The organism is Scandinavium hiltneri (assembly GCF_024764835.1).
In the GTDB taxonomy this organism is placed as follows: Bacteria; Pseudomonadota; Gammaproteobacteria; order Enterobacterales; family Enterobacteriaceae; genus Scandinavium; species Scandinavium hiltneri.
Genome location: NZ_JALIGE010000072.1, coordinates 330,033 through 352,499, shown reverse-complemented (window position 1 = coordinate 352,499; position 22,467 = coordinate 330,033). Strand labels below are relative to the sequence as shown.

Below are 22,467 nucleotides of genomic sequence, written 5' to 3'. Positions count from 1 at the left end.
ATTTCTGAACCTGCATCACGACGCAATCGGTCGGCGCTAAATGAGTCGCTTCCCTTCGTTATCCACCACTTTTTCACCGTCTTCTTTGCTGAATACCCTTTTTTGTGGTTCCGGAAGAATATCCAGTACCACTTCGGACGGTCTGCACAGTCGGGTTCCCATCGGCGTGACCACAATTGGGCGATTAATCAGGATGGGATACTGGAGCATAAAGGTAATCAGCTGCTCGTCGGTAAATTGCCCGCCAGCCAGACCAAGCTGTTCGTAAGGCTCTACGTTTTTCCGCAGCAACGCCTGAACCGTAATCCCCATATCGGCAATCAGTTTTACTAACTCGTCATGAGAGGGAGGGGTATCGAGATAGTAAATGATGGTGGGTTCGTTTCCACTATTGCGAATCATCTCCAGCGTATTACGCGACGTACCGCATTCCGGGTTGTGGTAAATAGTGATGTTGCTCATTTTAATCTCTCATTACGGTGTGACAGAGAGCCGCAGCACCAGAGCGGCCAGCGTGACAAACAGCACGGGTAACGTCATGACAATGCCAGTGCGGAAATAGTCCCCCCAGCTGATGGTCATATTTTTCTGCGTCAGAACGTGAAGCCACAGCAGGGTGGCCAGGCTGCCAATCGGCGTAATTTTGGGACCTAAATCGCAGCCAATCACGTTGGCATACACCATCGCCTCTTTGATGACACCAGTCGCGGTGCTGCCATCAATCGATAGCGCGCCAATCAACACGGTTGGCATATTGTTCATGATTGATGAAAGGAATGCGGTCAGGAAACCGGTCCCAAAGGTGGCGGCCCAGAGTCCTTTCCCGGCAAGCATATTCAGTACCCCGGAAAGATAATCCGTAAGCCCGGCGTTTCTCAGACCGTAGACCACCAGGTACATGCCAAGAGAAAAGATCACAATCTGCCACGGTGCGCCGCGCAATACCTTGCCAGTATTGATAGCGTGACCTTTTTTCGCTACGGCAAACAGGACAGCAGCGCCAACGGCGGCAATTGCGCTGACGGGGATCCCCAGCGGCTCAAGTACAAAGAAACCGACAAGCAGCAGGAGCAGAACAACCCAGCCTGCTTTGAACGTAGCCGGGTCTTTAATCGCGCTGGCGGGCTCTTTCAGCAAGGCAATGTTGTACGTCGCCGGAATGTCTTTGCGAAAGAACAGATGCAGCATGATCAGCGTGGCAATAATGGCGGCCATATCTACGGAAACCATGACTGACGCATATTCCGTAAAACCAATGCGGAAGAAGTCCGCAGAGACGATATTGACCAGGTTCGACACAATGAGTGGCAGGCTGGCGGTATCGGCGATAAACCCGGCGGCCATGACAAAGGCCAGCATCGTGCCTTTGCTGAACCCCAGCGCGAACAGCATGGCTATGACGATGGGTGTCAGAATGAGCGCCGCACCGTCGTTGGCAAACAGTGCGGCAACCGTCGCACCCAGTAAAACAATCCAGGTAAAAAGTAGCTGCCCGCGCCCGCGTCCCCAGCGAGAAACGTGCAGGGCCGCCCATTCAAAGAAGCCCGATTCGTCGAGCAGCAGGCTGATAATAATCACCGCGATAAAGGTCGCCGTCGCGTTCCAGACGATATTCCAGACCACCGGAATATCGCCGAGTTGAATAACGCCGAATGCCAGCGCGAGGACAGCCCCGATGCTCGCGCTCCAGCCAATACTCAAGCCTTTCGGTTGCCAGATAACCAGAGTCAGCGTCAGTAAAAAAATACTCCCTGCCAATAACATTTCATACCCAGTCGCATATGTTTTGGTGGATGTGTTTTGCGCGGTTTAGCAAGATGCTGAGCCCGCCTTCGCCAGCCATTCGCGGACATCTTCCCGCATGCATTGCCAGGCTGTGGTAATGGTTTCTGCCGCCCATGCAGGCATGTGTGGCGAGAGTCGATAGTAAACCCACTTGCCTTCACGACGATCCAGAACTAGCTCGTAATCACGTAGAATAGCCATGTGTCGGGATATTTTAGGCTGTGATCCCGACGTCGCACCGCAGATGTCACAGACGCACAGTTCTCCGGATTCTCTCAGCAGCATGATGATGGCCAGCCGGGTGTCATCTGACAGAACTTTGAAAAGCTGAACAGGTAGTAGCATTTTTAGTCTCAGTGCATTTAAACTTCATATATGATAATTCATATGTGATAGGTTTTAAATCATCATATTCAGATGAAGGAATCAAAAATGGAAAACTTTCCGGCACTGAACGCTGAGTGCGTTGATCAACAGATTGCGGAACGACTGCAGATGCAGGAGCCGCCGCGTATCCTAATCCTGTATGGTTCGGTAAGGGAGCGTTCCTACAGCCGGCTTGCGGCCGAAGAGGCGGGGCGGTTATTAACGGCAATGGGCGCTGACGTAAAAACGTTTAATCCTTCAGGTTTGCCGCTGCCGGACGATGCACCGGAAACGCACCCAAAAGTCACAGAGCTTCGTGAACTGGTGCGTTGGAGTGATGGAATGATCTGGAGTTCACCGGAACGACACGGGGCGATGAGCTCGGTCATGAAAGCTCAGATTGACTGGATCCCGCTAAGTGAAGGCGCAGTTCGTCCCTCTCAGGGCAAAACGCTGGCGGTCATGCAGGTTTGTGGCGGGTCGCAGTCATTTAACGCTGTCAATCAGATGCGTATTTTGGGGCGCTGGATGCGTATGTTCACTATCCCGAATCAATCCTCCGTGGCAAAAGCCTGGCAGGAGTTCGATGATGAAGGGCGGATGAAACCCTCCTCCTGGTACGATCGAATCGTCGATGTCGCCGAAGAATTATTTAAGGTCACGTTGTTACTCAAAGGGCATAAAGAGTATTTGGCAGACCGTTACAGTGAGCGTAAAGAGAGTCACCAGGCGTTATCGGCACGCGTTAATCAGGAGAAGATTTAAGCCCTTTGTTGACCCGGTGGCCTGGCAGCTGCAGTAGGCCCGGTCAGCGTCGCGCCACCGGGCATGGTGTTATCAATGCGCCGTTGACCAGCGCGGCGCCTTCAAGTCTCCCGCGAACATCCACACCAGTTCACACAACAATCCTCTCAGCGTTTTTTCCATTTCTGGCAGCAACGACTGCTGGCACAACATCTGCGTCAGCGACTGGCAGTAGTCGCACAGCGCCTGCGCATCGGGTTCGAAAAATGCTTGTGTTTCAGGCAGCGACTCGACCGTAAAACGCGCAATCAGATGGGGCGGGATAGGGTCGTGCAGCGTCGGACCAAGCAATGCCAGACAGGCGCTCAGTCGGCCTAACAGGGCCATCCTGTACACGTCATCGTCACATTCCATCAGGGTTTCAGCGAAGCGGTCACAGCAGTCGGCCAGATCGGTAAAATCCGTTGCGGCAGTAAAAGGGAAGGTCAGTAAATCGCAGTCTGGGGTAAGGAGGGTTGTCATAGGTTGAACTCCACTAAGTAACAGCTTCATGCCGCCAGCGGAGAGGTCAATCTCACGGGTGGCGGACCGGGCGGGGTTGACCTTACCGGCCTTAGTGACACCGGCGCGTCTTGCGACGCCCCCACCCGGCCCACCATTGGAGTGTAGCCGTGCGCACGACACAAAAAAAGGCGCAGACGCGCCATTGTGTCGTCACTAAGGTTGTTCAGGAGGTCAAGCCCGGCACCTGATTTTGCAGATGCCGGGGAAGAATACTTCGCTTGTTGAGGGCAGACAAGTATTTATCCGGAGTTCAGGCGTCCGGCCTGGAATAGCGGGGTGAACGCGTATTCCATATGATTAAACATTTTAACTCCCGGAGTATAAGTGTTGTTTTCTATGGCCCGGTATTCGCCATCGTTATTCCTTGTATGATGAGTTCATTCACATGATGAACCCTTTAATCCCAGGAGCACCCTCATGAAAGCTATCGCTATTACTCAGGCCGCGCAGGCTGGCAACAATCTGGAATTTTTAAGTGAGATTACATTACCTGAGCCTGTTGCCACAGGGCATGATTTGCTGGTGGAAGTAAAAGCTATATCGGTAAACCCGGTGGATACTAAAGTCCGCGCCGGTTTTAACGCTGACCAACCGCGTATTCTGGGTTGGGATGCCGTGGGCATAGTGGTAGCAACGGGGGAAGCCGTCACGCTGTTTAAGCCAGGTGACGAAGTGTGGTATGCCGGTTCGTTGACTCGACCTGGAAGCAACAGTGAATTCCAGCTTGTGGATGAACGTATTGCCGCGCTGAAACCGACCTCCATTGACAACGCTTCCGCAGCGGCGCTGCCTTTAACGGCAATTACTGCCTGGGAGATGCTGTTCGACCGTCTGGGTATTGCAGAAAAGGGTAATGAAAATGATGTCTTGCTGATTGTCGGCGCAGCGGGTGGCGTGGGTTCGATCCTGACGCAGTTAGCGCGCAAGCTCACCAATATCACCGTTATCGGTACCGCATCGCGCCCGCAAAGTCAGAAATGGGTTGCAGAATTAGGTGCACACCATGTTATCGACCATAGCAAACCTTTGGCAGAAGAGCTGGCGCGCGTGGGGGTGAAAAATGTCACCCATGTCGCCAGTCTGAATCACACTGAACAGCATTATAGCCAACTGATTGACGTGCTGGCCCCGCAGGGAAAACTGGCACTGATTGACGATCCTGAAACGCTGGATGCGCGTCCGTTGAAAGTGAAGAGTATCTCTCTGCACTGGGAATTTATGTTTACGCGTTCCATGTTTGAAACCAGCGATATCATTGAGCAGAACCGTTTGTTAACCCGAGTAGCCACGTTGATTGACCAGGGCGTACTGAAAACGACCCTCGGGGAACATTTCGGCACTATTAACGCGGCAAACCTGAAGCGTGCTCATGAATTAATTGAAACCAACCGCGCGGTCGGCAAAATCGTGCTTGAAGGCTTCTGATCACATAAGAAATCATAGATGAATCGTCATGGGCAACTCGCTCGCGCCTTGAGTTCAGTGAAATTTTAACGGAATGCTAACCATGTTTGATAATACGCTGTCGATCATTGCAGTGCTAAAAGCAAAAGAGGGTAAAAGCGAGGATCTGAAGTCTGCGTTGCAGGTATTGATTTTACCCACCCGCAAGGAAGAGGGCTGCCTGGATTATGCCTTGTTTCAGCTCCAGGAAACGCCGGATGTATTTTACATGCGTGAGTCCTGGAAAGGGCAGGAAGCACTTGATGCCCATGTTGCACTGCCACATTTTCAGGCGTTTGTGCAGCAGATGGATCAGCTGTTGGCCGAGCCATTGCAACTGGTGCGTCTAAATGCAGTTGAACCGGCGTAATTAACCGAAATGGATCGAGGCGATCTCGGCTATCGCCTCATCCTGTCCTCTTCTGCATGGGGGGATTACCAAAACACTGCTCGAAGATGGCCGTAAACTCACTTTAACGCCAGGGATGAGTTATCGGGTAGGTGATAACGCGGAGCCACATCAGTCCAGTACGACGACAGGTGCAAAATTTTTTATTACGGACTGATTCGTGGTTGGAGGATTAAGACGTACTCTGAACAAAAAAATAAGCCCGCGTAATGGAGATTACGCAGGCTAAGGAGGTGGTATCTGGTACAGCTAGCATTTATGGGTTATGTTTTTCAGCGCTTTGGATAATACCCGCATCAAGCGAAGCGGTATGTGATCCGTTTCTAAGATTTTTCCCTACCGAAAAAATAACCGTTCTGAGCTACTTCAACATCGGATTTCGGGTGTTCTGCCCGTCAAAATTGCGCATCAGCAGAGCATATTCCAGCGCAATCTCTTCTGGCACCGGGATCCACACGGTGTGACCATCGCCAGGCGCGACGTCGGTCGGCTGTCCTTTGTTGGTTTCCATGTGTTCGAGGGTGAAATTGATGTTGCCCTGCGGCGTCATCAGCTCAAGGTTGTCGCCTTTGAGGAACTTATTCTTCACCGCGACGGCCGCGAGGCTGCCTTTGCGCTCCCCGGTAAATTCACCGACAAACTGCTGGCGTTCGGAAACGGAGAAACCGTATTCGTAATTCTGGTAGCTGTCGTGGGTGTGACGACGCAGGAAGCCTTCGGTGTAACCGCGATGTGCCAGCCCTTCGAGGGTTTCCAGCAGCGAAGCGTCGAACGGTTTGCCTGCGGCGGCATCGTCGATGGCTTTACGGTATACCTGGGCGGTGCGGGCGCAGTAGTAATAGGATTTGGTGCGGCCTTCAATTTTCAGGGAATGCACGCCCATTTGCGTCAGACGTTCCACGTGCGCCACGGCACGCAGGTCTTTGGAATTCATGATATAGGTGCCGTGCTCGTCTTCGAACGCGGTCATGTATTCGCCCGGACGCTGCGCTTCTTCCAGCATAAATACGCTGTCAGTTGGCTGGCCTTCGCCAAGCGTTGGCTCGACATTTTTCACCGGGATGGGCTCGTGCTTATGCACGATGTTGCCGATGTCGTCCTCTTTGCCTTCCTGAACGTTATATTCCCAGCGGCAGGCGTTGGTGCAGGTGCCCTGGTTCGGGTCGCGTTTGTTGATGTAGCCCGACAGCAGGCAGCGGCCGGAATAGGCCATGCACAGCGCGCCGTGAACGAAGATTTCGAGTTCCATTTCCGGAACCTGTGCGCGAATTTCTTCGATTTCTTCCAGCGACAGTTCGCGGGAAAGGATCACGCGAGTCAGGCCCATCTGCTTCCAGAATTTGACCGTCGCCCAGTTAACGGCGTTGGCCTGCACGGAAAGATGCACGTCCATCTGCGGGAAATGCTCACGTACCAGCATAATCAGGCCCGGATCGGACATGATCAGCGCGTCCGGCCCCATATCCACAACGGGCTGCAAATCGCGAATGAAGGTTTTCAGCTTGGCGTTGTGCGGCGCAATGTTGACCACCACGTAGAATTTTTTACCGAGCTCATGGGCTTCGTTGATGCCCTGCTGCAAATTCTCGTGATTGAATTCGTTATTGCGCACACGCAGTGAGTAACGCGGCTGGCCGGCGTAGACCGCATCGGCACCATAGGCGAAAGCGTAACGCATATTTTTAAGCGTTCCCGCCGGGGAGAGGAGTTCCGGTTTAAACATGATTTTCTCGTTCTGATGACAGGTCAGACTCGCTTCGCGGGGAAGCGATCGGGGAGGTTCCCCTACATTAAGGGCGGGAATTGTAGCGCTGCGGGGGAGGGGAGTAAACCTTTGCGTGTCAGGGAATGCCGCGTGGCGCTTCGCTTGCACTGGCCTAAAGGGACGGCCAGCTCAGGCGAGGCGCCGTAGCTGCGCGTTACGTCAGACGGCAGGAATCCGCTTCCCAACGGTAGCCAACACCATACACCGCGCGAATGAATGACTGCTCGGCGTCCTGTGCTTCGAGCTTACGACGCAGGTTTTTAATGTGGCTGTCGATGGTGCGGTCGGTGACCACGCGGTAATCATCGTACAGATGGTTCAGCAGCTGTTCGCGTGAGAATACTTTGCCCGGCTCCTGCGACAGCGTTTTCAGCAGGCGGAACTCGGCGGGCGTGAGGTCCAGCAGCTTGTTGCGCCATGAGGCCTGGAAGCGGCTCTCATCGACAATCAGCGGGCTTTCGGCGTCCATGGCCTGCAGCTCGCGGTGCGGACGGCAGCGGCGCAGGATCGTTTTCACACGCGCCACCACTTCACGCGGGCTGTACGGTTTGCAGATGTAATCATCCGCGCCGATTTCCAGCCCCAGCAGACGGTCGATTTCTTCGATTTTGGCGGTGACCATCACAATCGGCACTTCGGAGAAACGGCGGATTTCGCGGCACAGCGTCAGGCCGTCGGTGCCCGGCAGCATCAAATCCAGCAGAATCAGATCCGGCGGGGTTTGATGTACATAGCTCAGTACTTTGTCGCCGTGATTAATCAGCGTCGGCGCGTAGTTGGCCGCCAGCAGATAATCAATCAGCAGCTGTCCCAGCTTGGGTTCGTCCTCGACAATCAGGATGCGTGGGGTTTTATCATCAATCGGTAATTCGGTCATACGGCTCCTGGTAAATCGCGGTCCAGAGGGAGTTCTACTTTAATGCTTACCCCGCCAAAAGGCGAATGCCCGGCGCTCAGTGTGCCGCCGTGTGCGGCGACGATATTGACGCAAATCGCCAGGCCTAATCCTGAGCCGCCGCTGGCCCGGTTGCGCGAGCCTTCGGTGCGGTAGAAGCGTTCGCAGAGCATCGCCAGCTGGTCGTCGGTGACGCCCGGCGCGCTGTCGGCAAAGGCCAGGGTCAGGTTATGCGCGGATTTTTCGGCTGAAATGTGCAGCTGTCCACCGCTGTCGGTGTAGCGCAGGCTGTTTTCCAGCAGGTTGTTAAACAGCTGCATCAACCGGTCGCGGTCGCCGAATACAGTGGCGCTCTCCGGCAGCCTGAGACTGATTTGCAGTCCACGGCTGGCGAAGCGTTCGCGGAAGGCCCCTGCGGCCATTTCCAGCAAAGAGATAATATCGACGGAGGTTTTCTGGTAGGCCAGCGCGCCTTCGTCGGACATAGAAAGCTGATGCAAGTCGTCGACCAGTTTGGTCAGGGTGCCGACTTCCGCCTGCAACGAGGCTACGGAGTCCGGGGTGAATTTGCGCACGCCGTCCTGAATCGCCTCCAGCTCACCGCGTAACACCGCCAGCGGGGTGCGCAGCTCGTGGGAAATATCGGCCATAAAGTCACGGCGCATTTGCTGATTGCGCTCCAGCGTGCTGGCGAGCTGGTTAAAATCCTGGCCCAGGCGCCCCAGTTCATCTGAACCGGTGGCGGTCACGCGGGTCGAGAAATCCCCGGCCGCCAGCTTATGCGTGCCTTCCACCAGACGTTTGACCGGAGCCAGCAGGCCGCGCGCCAGCGGGAACGTCGCCAGCGCCGCCAGCAGCGTCGACAGCACCACAATCATCCAGCTTGAGCGCTTCTGTTGGCGGTCGAAATTAATATCGGTGTTACGGGTCAAACGTTCGACAGGGGAGGCGATGACCGCGCCCACTTCCACGCCGTTCACCAGAATGCCGCGTCGGGTACCGTCTGGCGGTACAGGGGAGCGCGGGCCGACCATCACTTTTGCATGCTGATCGACCACCCAGAACCGGGTGCGCCAGCCATGAGGCGGCATATCTGGGGGCCCGCCTCGGACATCGGGGCCATGCTTATCGTCAGACGCATCGTGTTCAAATGAGCGCAGAAGCTGAAACACAAACCGATCGTTGCCGCGCAGGAATTGCCAGTTGTTATCATGGGTGGCGTACTGCTCCGCGAGGGCATCGCTCAGCATCTGCAGCCGCTGTTCGTTACCGCGTTTAATATAGTCGATGAAGCCGTGTTCAAAACTCATCCGTACCGCCCAATGCATGCTTATCAACAACACGATGCAGGTGGTGAGAATGGCGAGGAACAGTTTTCCAGTAATGCCGGGGCGCCAGATTTTCACGGCTCGCTCCTTTTACGTCGTGCAATAATGACGTTTTTGCTGATGTCGTCAGGCACGCGGGCAAAAATCAACGCCGGAAGCGCGATAATGACCGCCATGCTGAGGTAGGTGTACAAAAAGACCTGATGTGAACCCGCGCTGTCGACGCTGATATGGTTCTGGCCGTACATCCCAAGCAGCAGGCCCGCCACTGTGACGCCAATACTCATCGACAGCTGCATCACCATCGACAACATGCTGTTCCCGCTGCTGGCGAGATCATCCGGCAAATCTTTCAGGGTCAGGGTATTCATGGACGAGAAGCGGCTGGAGTTAATCATCCCTTGCAGGAACAGAACCAGCGGCAGCAGCCAGTACCAGCCCATCAGCGCGACCGTCATAAACAGCAGGCTGATGAGCGCGAGGCCCAGCGTGGCGCAGATAAGCACCCGGCGATAGCCAAAGCGGTTCACCACCTGCACCACAATGCGCTTCATGCCCATGCTGCCGAGCACCATCGGGATCATCATCAGCCCGGCGTGGAACGGTGAAAAACCGAGGCCAATCTGCAAAAAGACCGGGGTGATAAACGGCAACATCCCACTGCCGATGCGTCCGGCAAAACTGCCCGTCAGCCCGAGCGAGAAGGTGCGGGTGTTGAATAAATTGAGGCTGAACAGCGCGTTGTCATTTTTGCGCGCGTGCCAGAGATAAAACAGCAGCGACAGCGCGCCGACGGCGATAAGCCCCGCCAGGGTCAGCGATGAAATGCCCAGCCCGCGCTGCCCGTCGAGCGCCAGGGTTAGCGTCGCCATGCCCAGCGCCAGCATAATAAAACCTGAAATATCAAAACGCCGGGTCTGCATGGTGTAGTTTGGCATCAGCCATAGCGTGGCTATCGCCCCGACAATGCCGACCGGAATGTTGATCAGGAAAATCCAGTGCCAGGAGGCGTACTCCACCAGGATCCCGCCGAGCGCCGGGCCGAGTAATGGCCCGACCTGGCCGGGAATGGTGACAAAGGTCATCGCCGCCATGTACTGCGAGCGTGGGACGATTTTCATCACCGTCAGCCTGCCGACCGGCACCATCATTGCGCCGCCGACGCCCTGTAATACGCGCGCCATCACCAGTGCGTTAAGCGTGTTGGCGCTGGCACAAAATACCGAACCCGCAGTGAACAGCACGATAGCGGTAAAAAAGATATTGCGCACGCCGACCCGGTCCGCCAGCCAGCCGCTGGCGGGCAGCATCACCGCCACCGTTAGCACGTAGGCGACCACCACCATGTGCATGTGCAGCGGACTTTCCCCGAGGCTTTTTGCCATCGAGGGCAGGGCTGTATTGACGATGGTGGTGTCCAGCGCCTGCATAAAGAAGCCGAACGCCACTATCCACAGTTGCCAGCGTACGCTGGCAGGCAGCTCTTCCATAATGACTCTGTTATCGGTTGACGAGAATGAGATCCTGGCCCATTAGGGCTATTTTATTTGCCATTTTGAACCAGGGCCTGGCTCTTACGCGTAAAACGCAGCCGCAGACGGTCGAAGAACAGATACACCACCGGCGTGGTGTACAGCGTTAATAGCTGACTCACCACCAGGCCGCCGACGATGGTTATCCCCAGCGGCTGGCGCAATTCGGAGCCATCACCGCCCGAAAGCACCAGTGGCAGCGCGCCAAACAGCGCCGCCAGCGTGGTCATCATTATCGGTCTGAAACGCAGCAAACAGGCCTGGAAAATGGCTTCTTCCGGCGACAGATTACCGTTGCGCTGCGCCTCAAGGGCGAAGTCGACCATCATGATGGCGTTTTTCTTCACGATGCCTATTAAGAGCATGATACCGATTAACGCAATCAGGCTGAACGGCGCGCCGAATAATTCCAGCGCCAGCAGCGCACCGACACCGGCGGAAGGCAGCGTCGACAGAATGGTCAGTGGGTGAACGTAACTCTCATACAAAATCCCGAGTACGATGTAGACCGTGGCGATGGCCGCCAGAATCAGGATCACCTGCGAGTTCATAGTCTGCTGGAACACCTGTGCCGTGCCTGCAAAGCTGCCGCGAAGAGTCGACGGCACGCCAAGCTGAGTCATGGTTTTGTCGATAACGTCGCTCGCTTCGGACAACGATTTACCGGTCGGCAGGTTGAAGGACACCGTAGAGGCCGCTGACAGCCCCTGATGGTTCACCGACAATGGCGCGTTGGCGGGCTGCCATTTGGCGAAGTACGAGAGCGGAATGGCTTTGCCGTCGCTGTTAATCACGAACATCTGATTCAGCGCACTGATGTCCTGGGTGTAAACCGGGTCGACTTCCATCACCACTTTGTACTGGTTCAGCGGCTGATAAATCGTGGAAATCTGCCGCTGGCCGAAGGCGTTATTCAGCAGGCTGTTGGCGTCTTCGACGTTTATGCCAAGCCGTGACATGGTCTCACGGTCGTAAACCAGGTCCATTTCGGCCCCGCTGTCCTGCTGATCGGAGTTCACGTCCGCCAGCTGATCAGTGAGTTTCGCCAGCGCGGCGGTGATTTTAGGCGTCCACTCGCGCAGGTCGGCGAGATTATCCGACAGCAGCGTGTACTGATAACCCGCATTAGCCTGACGCCCACCGACGCGAATATCCTGCACCGCCATCAAATACAGATTCGCACCCGGCTCTTTGGCGAGTTTTTTACGCAGGCGGTCGATGACCTGTTGCGCCGTTTCGTTACGCTCGCCACGCGGTTTGAGGGTGATAAACATCATCCCGCTGTTGACCCGCGAACCGCCGGTAAAGCCGGTGACGTTATCCACGGCTTTGTCTTCACGAATGATTTTCATGAAGTCCTGCAGTTTGCCGCGCATCGCCTGGAACGAAATGCTCTGGTCAGCCTGAATGTTGCCCATCACCACCCCGGTGTCCTGCTCCGGGAAGAAGGTCTTCGGAATGGAGATATACAGCCAGACGTTCAGCGCGATGGTGGCGAGCAGCACCACGCCGACCAGACGCGCGTGATTGAGCACCCATTTCAGCGATTTGCCGTAACCGCGCTGCATGGCGACCAGTAATCGGCCAAAGCCGCGATCGCGGGTTGGCGCGTGACCACGGGACGCTTTCAGCATCCAGCCGCACATCATTGGTGTAAGCGTCAGCGACACCGCCAGCGAAATACCAATCGCCACCGACAGCGTGACCGCAAATTCGCGCAGCAGACGGCCCGGCAGCCCGCCCATCAGCAACAGCGGCAGGAACACCGCCACCAGTGACAGGCTCATCGACAGCACGGTGAAGCCGACTTCGCGGCTGCCCTGAAGTGCGGCCTGCAACGGCTTCATGCCCGCTTCCAGATGGCGCGAAATGTTTTCCAGCACCACGATGGCGTCATCGACCACAAACCCGGTGGCGATGGTCAGCGCCATCAGCGACAGGTTATTGAGGCTGAAGCCACACAAATACATGGCGGCGAAGGTACCGATCAGCGAAACCGGCACTGCCACGGCGGGAATAATCGTGGCGCGGCCCGAACGCAGGAACAGGAAGACCACCAGGATCACCAGCCCGACGGAAATCACCAGCGTTTGCTCCACCTCTTCGAGCGAAGCGCGAATGGTCGGTGAACGGTCCTGGGCAATTTGCATATCGATAGCCGCCGGAATGGTCTCTTTCAGCGCCGGTAGCTGGGCGCGGATCGCGTCCACGGTCTGAATAATATTGGCTTCCGGCAGTTTGCGGATCATCAGCAAAATCGCCGGTTTGGCGTTGGTCATTCCGGCGTTACGTACGTCCTGCACCGAGTCCGAGACGTTGGCCACGTCGCTTAACCGCACCGTAGAACCGTTGTTGTAGTGAATGATCAGCGGCTTGTATTCTTCCGCCGTTTTCAGCTCGTCGTTGGTCGCCAGCTGCCAGCGCTGGCCCTGGCTTTCAATCGCCCCCTGCGGGTTACGCACGTTGGCGTCGCTGATAGCGGAACGCACGTCATCCAGCGACACGCCCTGGTTAAACAGCGCCTGTGGATTGAGGTCAACGCGCACTGCGGGCAGAGAACTGCCGCCAATATCCACATCGCCCACGCCGTCGATTTGCGAGAGGGTCTGCGCCAGCTGCGTGGAAGCGTAGTCGTACAGCTGGCCCTGGGAATAGGTGTCTGAGGTCAGCGTCAAAATCATGATGGGCGCATCTGACGGGTTTGCTTTGCGATAGGTCGGGCGGCTCGGCATTCCGGTGGGCAGCAGGCTTTGTGCCGCGTTGATGGCGGCCTGCACGTCACGCGCCGCACCGTTGATGTCGCGGTCAAAATCAAACTGCAAAATGATACGCGTGCTGCCAAGCGAACTCATGGAGGTCATTTCATTGACCCCGGCGATACGTCCGAGCGAGCGCTCAAGCGGCGTTGCCACCGACGAGGCCATGGTTTCGGGCGCGGCACCGGGCAGCGAGGCGCTGACCATGATCACCGGGTAATCAACCTGCGGCAGCGGGGCGACCGGCAGCAGCCGGAAGCCGAGCACGCCGCACAGGGTGATGGCGAGCGAAATCAACATCGTCGCCACCGGGCGGTAAATGAAGAGGGCGAAGAACTTCACTTACGCCTCCTCTTCACGGGTCGGCAAACGGCTTTTCAGGTACAGCGACAGGCGGTCAAACAGCAGGTAAATCACCGGTGTGGTAAACAGCGTCAGCACCTGGCTGACCAGCAAACCGCCGACCATGCCTACCCCCAGCGGACGACGCAGCTCTGCGCCGACGCCGGTGCTGAGCATCAGCGGCAGCGCGCCGAGCAGTGCGGCAAGGGTGGTCATCAGGATCGGGCGGAAACGCAGCAGACAAGCCTGATAAATGGCTTCGCGCGGCGGCATTCCCTGTTCACGTTCGGCGGCCAGTGCAAAGTCGATCATCATGATCGCATTCTTCTTCACGATGCCTATCAGCAGGATTATCCCGATGATGGCGATGACGTCGAGTTCGCTGCCCGATACCCACAGTGCCAGCAGCGCGCCCACGCCCGCGGTCGGCAGGGTCGAGAGAATGGTAATCGGGTGGATGAAGCTCTCATACAAAATGCCGAGCACGATGTACATCGCGACCACCGCCGCCAGCACCAGCCAAACGGTGCTGCCCAGCGCGGCCTGGAAGGCGAGGGAGCTGCCCTGGAATTCGGTGCGGATATCGGTCGGCAGGTTTAGCGTTTTTTCAGCATCGGTTATGGCCTGCACCGCGTCACCCAGCGAGGAATCCTGCGCCACGTTGAAGGAAATCGTGGTCACCGGGAACTGGTCGAGGTGATTAATCGACAGTGGTGCAAAACGTTCTTCAACTTTGGCAATGGTATTCAGCGGCACAACGCCACCGCTGCTGCTGGTGATACGGATATTATCCAGCGCCGACAGTCCCGGCGTGTCGCTGATGTCGTGTTCCAGCACCACGCGGTACTGGTTGGACTGGGTGTAAATGGTGGAAATCAACCGTTGGCCAAACGCGTTATACAGCGCGTTATCGACATCCGCCATGCTAATCCCCAGACGGCTGGCGCTGTCGCGGTCAACGTTCACGTACGCGGACAAACCTTTGTCCTGCCAGTCGCTGCTGACGTCTTCCAGCTGCGGCAAGGTCTGAAGTTTCGCCATCAGCTGCGGGACCCATTCACTGAGCGCATCGAGCGAGTTGGCCTGCAGGCTGAACTGGTACTGCGTGCGGCTGACGGTGGTATCGATGGTGAGATCCTGCGTCGGCTGCAAATAAAGCGCGATGCCCGGCACGCGGTCGATGGAGTGCTGCAGACGACGAATCACCTTCTGCACGCGATCGTCACGGTCAGCGAGCGGCTTAAGGTTAATTTGCAGACGTGCGCTGTTCAGCGCCGGGTTGGTGCCGTCGACGCCCACGAATGAGGTCAGACTTTCCACCGCCGGGTCTTTCAGAATGATGTCAGAAACCTGCTCCTGCCGCTGGGCCATGCTGGCAAACGACGCGGACTGCGGGGCCTGCAAGGTACCCTGAATAATGCCGTTATCCTGAATCGGGAAGAAGCCTTTGGGGATAAACACCCACAGCAGAATCGACAGCGCCAGGGTACTGAGCGCCACGCCGAGCGTCAGCCACGGGTGGTTGAGCACTTTGGTGAGCATCCGTCCGTAAGCGGCAATCACGCGCTCAAAGAAACGTTCGCTGGCCTGAGAAAAACGGTTCTGCTTGCGCAGGGATTCGTGGCTCAACATCCGCGCACACATCATCGGTGTCAGCGTCAGTGAGACAATGGCAGAAATTAATATCGCGACGGCAAGCGTAACGGCAAATTCGCGGAACAGACGGCCAACGATATCGCCCATAAACAGCAGCGGGATAAGCACCGCAATCAGCGAGAAGGTCAGGGAGATAATGGTAAAGCCGATTTCACCCGCACCCTTCAGCGCGGCGGCCATCGGGTTTTCGCCTTTCTCGATATAGCGTGAGATGTTTTCGATAACCACGATCGCATCATCAACCACGAACCCGGTGGCGATGGTCAGCGCCATCAGCGTCAGGTTGTTAATTGAGAAATCGAGGAACACCATCACCGCGAAGGTGCCGATCAGCGACAGCGGCACCGCCACGGCAGGAATAATGGTCGCCGGAACGTTGCGCAGGAACAGATAGATGATCATCACCACCAGGGCGATGGCCAGCATCAGCTCGAACTGGGTGTCATTGACCGACGCGCGAATGTTGTTGGTGCGGTCAGACAGAACGTTCACCTGCACCGATTTCGGCAGGCTGCTGGTGAGCTGCGGCAGCATCTGACGGATACTGTCGGCGGTGGAAATAATGTTTGCGCCCGGCTGACGCTGGACGTTCATCACAATCGCCTGCTGCTTATTGGCCCATGCGCCGAGCCAGGTATTTTCTGCCCCTTGCTCAACGGTCGCCACATCGCCCAGGCGCACCGGCGCACCGTTTTGGTAAGCGATAATCAGCTTGCGATACTCTTCGGCGGACTGCATCTGGTCGTTGGCGGAAAGTGTCACCGCGCGGGTTGGGCCATCGAGGCTACCTTTCGCCGAGTTGACGTTAGCGCCGGTGATGGCGGTGCGCACGGTTTCGCTGGTCAGCCCAAGAGCCGCAATAGCCTGAGCATTCAGCTTCACGCGCACGGCCGGACGCTGACCGCCCGCGAGGGTCACCAGACCGACGCCGGACACCTGGGAAATTTTCTGCGCGACGCGGGTTTCCACCATGTCTTCAACCTGCGTCATCGGCAGGGCTGATGAGGTGACGGCGAGGGTCATGATCGGCGGATCCGCCGGGTTGACCTTGCTGTACACCGGCGGGTTAGGCAAATCGCTCGGCAGCAGGTTGGTGGCGGCGTTGATAGCGGCCTGCACTTCCTGCTCGGCGACGTCCAGCGACAGTTCAAGCTGGAACTGCAGCGTCACAACGGACGCACCGCCTGCACTCTGGGAGGACATCTGTTTCAGGCCGGACATCTGCCCGAACTGGCGCTCAAGCGGGGCGGTAATGGATGAGGTGACGACATCCGGGCTGGCGCCAGGGTACAGCGTGACCACCTGGATGGTCGGATAATCAACTTCAGGCAGGGCGGAGACCGGCAAAAAACGGTAGCCGATAATCCCCGCGAGCAGAATAGCCACCATCATCAGCGTGGTGGCGACCGGGCGCAGGATAAACAGGCGGGAAGGCCCGCCCGTATTGCCAGGAGGTAAAACGTGCATCAGGAGCGAGCTCCTTTTTTACCGCTTTGCTCAGCCGTGGTTTTTTGCTCTGTGGTTGCGCTGTGGGCTTCAACCACTTCGACTTTCGCGCCTTCGGTCAGACGGTCAATACCGTCGGTGACGACTTTATCGCCCGCGGAAAGCCCTGCGGTGATAACCACTTTTTGGCTGTCCTGAATACCCGGCACCACGATGTGTTTGCTGACTTTGTTGTCATCGTTCAGCACCCACACGAAGTTGCCTTCGTTGCCCATTTGCAGCGCAGCGGCAGGAATGACGACCGCGTTCTGCTCGGTATCCACCAACAGACGTGCGTTAACGAACTGGTTCGGGAACAGCGCGTCGTCCATGTTGTTGAAGCGCGCTTTCAGCTTGATGGTGCCAGTGGTGGCGTCGATTTGGTTATCCAGACTCAGCAGCGAACCGCTGCTTAGTTTCTGTTTGTTGGTACGGTCCCAGGCTTCGACGGTCAGGTTTTGCCCGGCTTTTTGCGCTTTCACAACCGTGGCGATGTCGTTTTCCGGCAGGGTGAAAATCAGGTCAATCGGATGAGTTTGCGTCAGCACCACAATCCCGGTGGTATCGCTGGTGGAAATCTGGTTGCCAATATCGACCTGTTTCAGGCCCACGCGGCCGTCAATCGGCGCGGTGATGCGCGTCCAGTCGAGCTGCAATTGCGCGCTGGCGACGGCGGCTTCATCAGCTTTCACAGTGCCTAAGCTTTCGGTGACTAACGATTGTTGGGTATCGAGTTCCTGACGAGACACGAGATTGGTTTTGACCAGCTGCTGATAGCGAGCCAGATCGCGGCGAGCATTGGACAGCGTGGCGTTATCTTTTGCCAGCTGGCCCTGGGCCTGTGCGAGAGCAACGTTGAACTGGCTCGGATCGATTTCCGCCAGTAGATCCCCGGCTTTCACCTGTTGACCTTCCTGAAAGTGTAGCGCCAGCAGCTGGCCGTTGACCCGGCTGTGGACCGTCACCGTGTTTGCCGCGGTGATGGTGCCGAGCCCGGTCAGGTAGCGAGGTACGGCTTCGCTGGTGGCCGTTGCCGCCTGAACCGGAGCCAGGGCGCCACTGAAACGCCCGCCGTGGCGACCGCCACCGGCATGCTGGCCCTGGGCGGCAGTAGACGACGCGGAATCAGACGATCCGCTGTTGTGCCAAAAATACACGGCGACACCTGCAATCACCACCACACCCAGCGCGACTAACCAACGCGATTTATTGCTGCCTTTCATCGTTATACGTATCTCGTCCTGAAAACTTTCACGGAATGATACTAGTTTAGTAACGGAACACCCCGGAAAGATGGAGGAAATATGAAGTACTGTCTGGAAACGTCTGAATGACGGGGGTTTTACGAGGCTGCTCGCAGGGTTGGCGAAAATTTGTGCGAAGCAAGTGACGAGCACGCTACAGTCGGCGGCGGCCACATTTGAATGTTAATTGAGGCTGATAAGGATGTTAGCACGGGGCTAAAACGGGAAAGCCCCAACCGAAGCTGGGGCTTTGTAAAAGGAAAGGGATATGATGAAGGTAGTCATCATACTGGTCGTGCTCTTAGTCATTAGCTTGCCAGCATACTAAGAGACCAGAGGGGGGAGTCATCCTCCCTCGCCCTTTGCCTTCAACGGTAGGTCGAAAAAGCAGCAAAGTCAATCCTCGCTTTACGAGACAGCTCGCAAACTCAGGAAAAAATGACCTGAGCCCAGCGCGCCAGACCGGCCGTGACCGAGCCGAAATCATCGCCACCGGCAATTTCAATCCCAGGCAGCTGCTGCGCCAGCGCTTTTTTGATCAGCGGGGAACGGGCGCTACCGCCGGTCAGGTAGATGACGTCAGGTTTTTCATTGCCGTTTTCCAGTGCCAGCTGAACCTGCTCCAGAATGCGGTTTAACGGCTGATTCAGCGCAGCTTCCAGACCCATCTGGTTGATGTCCGCAGCGAGTTCCGGGCTAAGGAACGACAGCGCGGTGGTGATATCTTCTTTGTCGGAAAGGGCGATTTTGCTCTCTTCAGCGCTACGCACCAGACGATAGCTCAGGCGCTGTTGCCAGGTTTTCAACAGCAGATTTACTTTGTCCGAATCGCGGGCGTCACGCACCAGATCACGCAGCATGCGGCCATTGGCGGCGCTGTAAAAATCGGTCTGCGCCGGAACATCGTTGATCGCCACTGCATTCCACCATGGCAATACCGGCAGGGCGATACCTTTTTCAGTGTCGCCCCCCATGCCGAGTAGCGGCATCAGGCATTTAAACGCCAGCGCGATATCCAGATCGTTACCGCCTACGCGGCAACCACTGTGGCCGAGCAGGCTGTCCTGACGCTCACGACGGGCGCGCCACTGCGGCCCCATCAGCAGCAAGGAACAGTCGGTGGTACCGCCGCCGATATCAACCACCAGCACGCGTTTTTCGGCGGTCAGCGTGGCTTCAAAATCCAGACCCGCCGCAACCGGCTCATACTGGAATACCACGTCGGCGAAACCGGCACGCTGTGCGGCACGTTCCAGAATGCCCTGGGCCTGTTCGTTAGCGTCATCGCCCCCGAGGCCCTGGAAGTTAATCGGACGGCCAATCACCGCCTGAGTAATGCTGTCTGACAGTTGCGATTCTGCCTGCTGTTTAATGTGCAGCATCATGGAGCACACCAGGTCTTCAAAGAGCGCAACCTGCTGTGGCTTGAGTCCGCTGGCGCCCAGGAAGGATTTCGGCGATTTGACGAAGTACACTTCTTCGGGATCATCGATGTACTGCTTCAGCGATGCGAGACCGAACTGGACGCTATTGCCCTGAACCTCGATATCTTCTTCGCGGTTGTAGCGGATAGCCCTGCGCAGCAGCGCTTCGGTTTCCGTGCCGGTCGCGGGAACGTCGTGCTGGCGATACAGCCATTCACTGACCGATTCACGCGTTGGCGCGCAGAGCATCGAGGGCAGCAGCGTGCTCCCGTTTTCGAGCGTTAAAAGCTGCGGCGAATCACCGCGCATAACGGCCACTGAACAGTTTGCCGTACCGTAGTCAAAACCAATAAACACTGTGTAAATTCCCCATGCCGGTGAAGAAAGGGCGAAGACTTTAGCGGAATGTCGTGCGGCCGACAACCGGAATATGAAAGCAAAGCGCTAATCAGGTTGAGGGGTTATGCTTGAGCGACAAATAAGGAGACACAATGTTCATTTTACCCTGGCAAGCACCTTATGACTGGGCTTGGATGTTCGACTTTCTGGCGGGGCGTACCGTAGAGGGTGTTGAGCGCTTCGACTTCCAAACCTATACCCGCAGTTTTTCGCTGGATGGCCATCATGGGCTGATGCGCGCCACGCCCGATCTCAGCACTCAGACGCTGGTGGTCACGCTTTCCGATGGCCTGTTGCCGGTTAAAGAGCGCTGTCTGCAACGCCTTGAGCAACTTTTCGATTTGCGCTGCGAGCCGCAGCAGGTGTCGGCGGCATTGGGTGAACTGGCCGCTGCGCGACCGGGCCTGCGATTGCCGGGGTGTGTTGATGCGTTTGAACAGGGGGTACGCGCGATCCTTGGGCAGTTAGTGAGCGTGGCGATGGCCGCCAGGCTCACCAGTCGGGTGGCGAAAGCCTACGGCACACCGCTTGAGGAGGCGCCGGAATTTATCTGTTTCCCAACGCCTCAGCAGCTGGTGGTTGCCGATCCACTGGCGTTAAAAGCGCTGGGAATGCCGCTAAAGCGTGCCGAATCCTTGATACATCTGGCGCAGGCCGCCATTTCAGGTGAGCTACCGTTATTGCCGCCTCGCGACGTGGAAGCGGCAATGAAAACGCTGCAAACCTTTCCCGGCATTGGCCGCTGGACCGCCAATTACTATGCGCTGCGTGGCTGGCAGGCGAAGGACGTTTTCCTGCCGGACGACTACCTGATTAAACAGCGTTTTCCTGGCATGACGCCTGCCCAAATCCGTCGTTATGCCGAGCGCTGGCAGCCGTGGCGCTCTTACGCGCTGCTGCACATTTGGTACAGCGACGGTTTTCAGCCGGGCTAATGGGTGTGCTGTTCGCGGCTGGCGGCCCCTTCAGGCTGATGGCCGGAAATCACCACCCCGCGCGTTTCCCGACCAAAGGCGACAAACAGGCAGATAAGAATGGCGACGGTCCCGGCGACCAGCGCCATCGCCATACCGTAGTTACCGCCGTTGGCTTCGGCGATACGCGCCTGAAGGGTGGCGTTCACTGAGGCCAGCAAATTCCCTAACTGGTAGACAAACCCTGGCAGCACCGCGCGGGCATTCGCAGGAACCAGTTCATTGAGATAGGTCGGCACCACGCCCCATGCGCCCTGAACCATAAATTGCATCAGGAATGCGCCGAGCCCAATGTTGAACGAGCCGGTCGAAAAGGCCCACAGCGGCAGGACCGGCAACGCCAGAAACGCCGCGATGATCATCGCTTTCTTACGCCCAATTTTTTCCGACACCGATCCGAAGAAGATCCCGCCGAGCATCGCCGCGATGTTGTAACCGATGGCGATCAGGCTGACGGTGTGTGGGTCAAAACCGTGCTGCACTTTCAGGAACGTTGGGTACAAGTCCTGGGTGCCGTGGCTGAAGAAGTTAAAGCAGGCCATCAGCAGCACCAGATACAGGCACAGCTTCCATTGGCTGCGTAAAATGGGCAACAGCGCCGTGCTCTCTTTGCGTTCGCGTGCCGCCTGCCATACCGGTGATTCCGGCACCTTGAACCAGATATACGGCAGCAGGAAAATTGGCAGGGCGCCAATCAGGAACATGCCGCGCCAGCCCACAGTGCTGTAGAACAGGCCGAAGATAATCGACGCCAGCAGGTAACCGCACGGATATCCCGCCTGAAAAATCCCGGACATCAGGCCACGTGAGCGATCGGGAATGGTTTCCATCGCCAGCGACGACGCCACGCCCCAAATCCCGCCCATCGCGATGCCGTACAGCAACCGCAGCACCAGGAAGGTGGTGAAGGTCGGCGACCACGCAGACAGCAGTTCAAAGATGCTAAAGAACAAAATATTGAGCATCAGGATCGGACGGCGGCCATATTTTTCCGCCATCCGGCCAAAAATAAGTGCGCCGACAGGACGGACCGCCAGGGTAAGCATGATGGCAATTGAGACGTCTGAAACCGATGAATGAAACCAGCTGGCGAGGTCGCTCAGCACGAAGACGAGGATGAAGAAGTCAAAGGCGTCCAGCATCCAGCTTGAGAAACTGGCGAAAGCGACGTGCTTTTGGGTCGAGCTCCAGTTGAAAAGTGTAGGCATATTCGGTGTCCTGAAAATGGCTGTGCAGAGACAGCATAGGGCAGGCAGGGCGTTGTGCGGGCAAGATGTCGACAGGACCTGTCACCGGGAAAGCTTTTTTGTTAATCATTTGTATATTACATGTAAAGAATAATTGCTTAGCAGGTTA

Annotated in this window: 18 protein-coding genes and 1 pseudogene; 6 read left to right on the top strand and 13 right to left on the bottom strand. The window is 56.7% G+C overall.

Annotation, left to right across the window (positions count from 1 at the left end; genetic code table 11):
• Positions 1–36: 36 nt before the first annotated feature.
• The 3 genes from arsC to MUU47_RS10510 are packed head-to-tail and all read right to left on the bottom strand — an operon-like array spanning position 37 to position 2,130.
• Entirely contained in the window at positions 37–462 is a 426-nt protein-coding gene (gene arsC / locus MUU47_RS10520; protein ID WP_258988145.1) for a glutaredoxin-dependent arsenate reductase, read from the bottom strand.
• 12 nt (positions 463–474) lie between these two features.
• Positions 475–1,764 carry an arsenic transporter gene (locus MUU47_RS10515; RefSeq protein ID WP_258988144.1) on the bottom strand — a complete coding sequence of 430 codons (1,290 nt, stop codon included), beginning with the start codon at positions 1,762–1,764 and terminating at the stop codon, positions 475–477.
• 45 nt (positions 1,765–1,809) lie between these two features.
• Positions 1,810–2,130: a metalloregulator ArsR/SmtB family transcription factor gene (locus MUU47_RS10510; RefSeq protein ID WP_258988143.1), complete on the bottom strand. Its 321-nt coding sequence runs from the start codon at positions 2,128–2,130 to the stop codon at positions 1,810–1,812.
• Positions 2,131–2,217: 87 nt separating this feature from the next.
• Here MUU47_RS10510 and arsH point away from each other — a divergent pair, with 87 nt between their 5' ends.
• The gene (gene arsH / locus MUU47_RS10505) at positions 2,218–2,916 is read left to right on the top strand and encodes an arsenical resistance protein ArsH (RefSeq protein ID WP_258988142.1); all 699 of its coding nucleotides are present in this window, start codon (positions 2,218–2,220) and stop codon (positions 2,914–2,916) included.
• 72 nt (positions 2,917–2,988) lie between these two features.
• Here arsH and MUU47_RS10500 read toward each other — a convergent pair whose 3' ends face one another.
• Positions 2,989–3,417: a hypothetical protein gene (locus MUU47_RS10500; RefSeq protein WP_258988141.1), complete on the bottom strand. Its 429-nt coding sequence runs from the start codon at positions 3,415–3,417 to the stop codon at positions 2,989–2,991.
• A gap of 459 nt (positions 3,418–3,876) precedes the next feature.
• Between MUU47_RS10500 and MUU47_RS10495 the strand changes: the two genes are divergently transcribed.
• From MUU47_RS10495 to MUU47_RS23595, 3 genes and pseudogenes are all read left to right on the top strand, one after another.
• On the top strand, positions 3,877–4,884 hold the full coding sequence (locus MUU47_RS10495) for a zinc-binding alcohol dehydrogenase family protein (RefSeq protein ID WP_258988140.1): 1,008 nt from the start codon (positions 3,877–3,879) through the stop codon (positions 4,882–4,884).
• A gap of 82 nt (positions 4,885–4,966) precedes the next feature.
• On the top strand, positions 4,967–5,272 hold the full coding sequence (locus MUU47_RS10490; protein ID WP_258988139.1) for a putative quinol monooxygenase: 306 nt from the start codon (positions 4,967–4,969) through the stop codon (positions 5,270–5,272).
• A 44-nt stretch (positions 5,273–5,316) separates the two neighbouring features.
• A pseudogene (locus MUU47_RS23595) lies at positions 5,317–5,468 on the top strand (DHCW motif cupin fold protein); the annotation flags it as partial.
• A 204-nt stretch (positions 5,469–5,672) separates the two neighbouring features.
• Here the strand turns inward: MUU47_RS23595 and trhP are convergent.
• The 7 genes from trhP to MUU47_RS10455 all read right to left on the bottom strand — a co-directional run bounded on the left by trhP (position 5,673) and on the right by MUU47_RS10455 (position 18,293).
• Positions 5,673–7,034, bottom strand: coding sequence for a prephenate-dependent tRNA uridine(34) hydroxylase TrhP (trhP, locus tag MUU47_RS10485; protein ID WP_258988138.1), 1,362 nt, complete (start codon positions 7,032–7,034; stop codon positions 5,673–5,675).
• Between the two features lie 196 nt (positions 7,035–7,230).
• The gene (gene baeR / locus MUU47_RS10480; protein WP_159753040.1) at positions 7,231–7,953 is read right to left on the bottom strand and encodes an envelope stress response regulator BaeR; all 723 of its coding nucleotides are present in this window, start codon (positions 7,951–7,953) and stop codon (positions 7,231–7,233) included.
• A complete protein-coding gene (gene baeS / locus MUU47_RS10475; protein WP_258988137.1) occupies positions 7,950–9,377 on the bottom strand; it encodes an envelope stress sensor histidine kinase BaeS in 1,428 nt (475 codons plus the stop codon). The genes baeR and baeS overlap by 4 nt, the downstream gene beginning before the upstream one ends.
• Complete coding sequence (locus MUU47_RS10470) at positions 9,374–10,789, bottom strand: MFS transporter (protein ID WP_258988136.1); 1,416 nt, start codon at positions 10,787–10,789, stop codon at positions 9,374–9,376. Before MUU47_RS10470 ends, baeS begins: the two co-directional genes overlap by 4 nt.
• 53 nt (positions 10,790–10,842) lie before the next feature.
• Positions 10,843–13,929, bottom strand: a complete 3,087-nt coding sequence (gene mdtC / locus MUU47_RS10465) for a multidrug efflux RND transporter permease subunit MdtC (protein ID WP_258988135.1) — start codon at positions 13,927–13,929, stop codon at positions 10,843–10,845.
• Complete coding sequence (locus MUU47_RS10460) at positions 13,930–17,052, bottom strand: MdtB/MuxB family multidrug efflux RND transporter permease subunit (protein ID WP_258988134.1); 3,123 nt, start codon at positions 17,050–17,052, stop codon at positions 13,930–13,932.
• On the bottom strand, positions 17,052–18,293 hold the full coding sequence (locus MUU47_RS10455; RefSeq protein WP_258988133.1) for an MdtA/MuxA family multidrug efflux RND transporter periplasmic adaptor subunit: 1,242 nt from the start codon (positions 18,291–18,293) through the stop codon (positions 17,052–17,054). Before MUU47_RS10455 ends, MUU47_RS10460 begins: the two co-directional genes overlap by 1 nt.
• A 289-nt stretch (positions 18,294–18,582) precedes the next feature.
• On the opposite strand from MUU47_RS10455, the gene MUU47_RS23505 reads away from it, so the two are divergent.
• Positions 18,583–18,642: a type I toxin-antitoxin system Ibs family toxin gene (locus tag MUU47_RS23505; RefSeq protein WP_125354338.1), complete on the top strand. Its 60-nt coding sequence runs from the start codon at positions 18,583–18,585 to the stop codon at positions 18,640–18,642.
• A gap of 100 nt (positions 18,643–18,742) precedes the next feature.
• Here MUU47_RS23505 and yegD read toward each other — a convergent pair whose 3' ends face one another.
• Positions 18,743–20,095: a molecular chaperone gene (gene yegD / locus MUU47_RS10450; protein ID WP_258988132.1), complete on the bottom strand. Its 1,353-nt coding sequence runs from the start codon at positions 20,093–20,095 to the stop codon at positions 18,743–18,745.
• Positions 20,096–20,229: 134 nt separating this feature from the next.
• Here yegD and alkA point away from each other — a divergent pair, with 134 nt between their 5' ends.
• Positions 20,230–21,072: a DNA-3-methyladenine glycosylase 2 gene (gene alkA, locus MUU47_RS10445; RefSeq protein ID WP_258988131.1), complete on the top strand. Its 843-nt coding sequence runs from the start codon at positions 20,230–20,232 to the stop codon at positions 21,070–21,072.
• Here the strand turns inward: alkA and MUU47_RS10440 are convergent.
• Positions 21,069–22,319 (bottom strand): MFS transporter, encoded by a 1,251-nt coding sequence (locus MUU47_RS10440; RefSeq protein WP_258988130.1) that lies wholly within the window; start codon positions 22,317–22,319, stop codon positions 21,069–21,071. The two genes, alkA and MUU47_RS10440, sit on opposite strands and share 4 nt — an antisense overlap.
• Positions 22,320–22,467 lie beyond the last annotated feature (148 nt).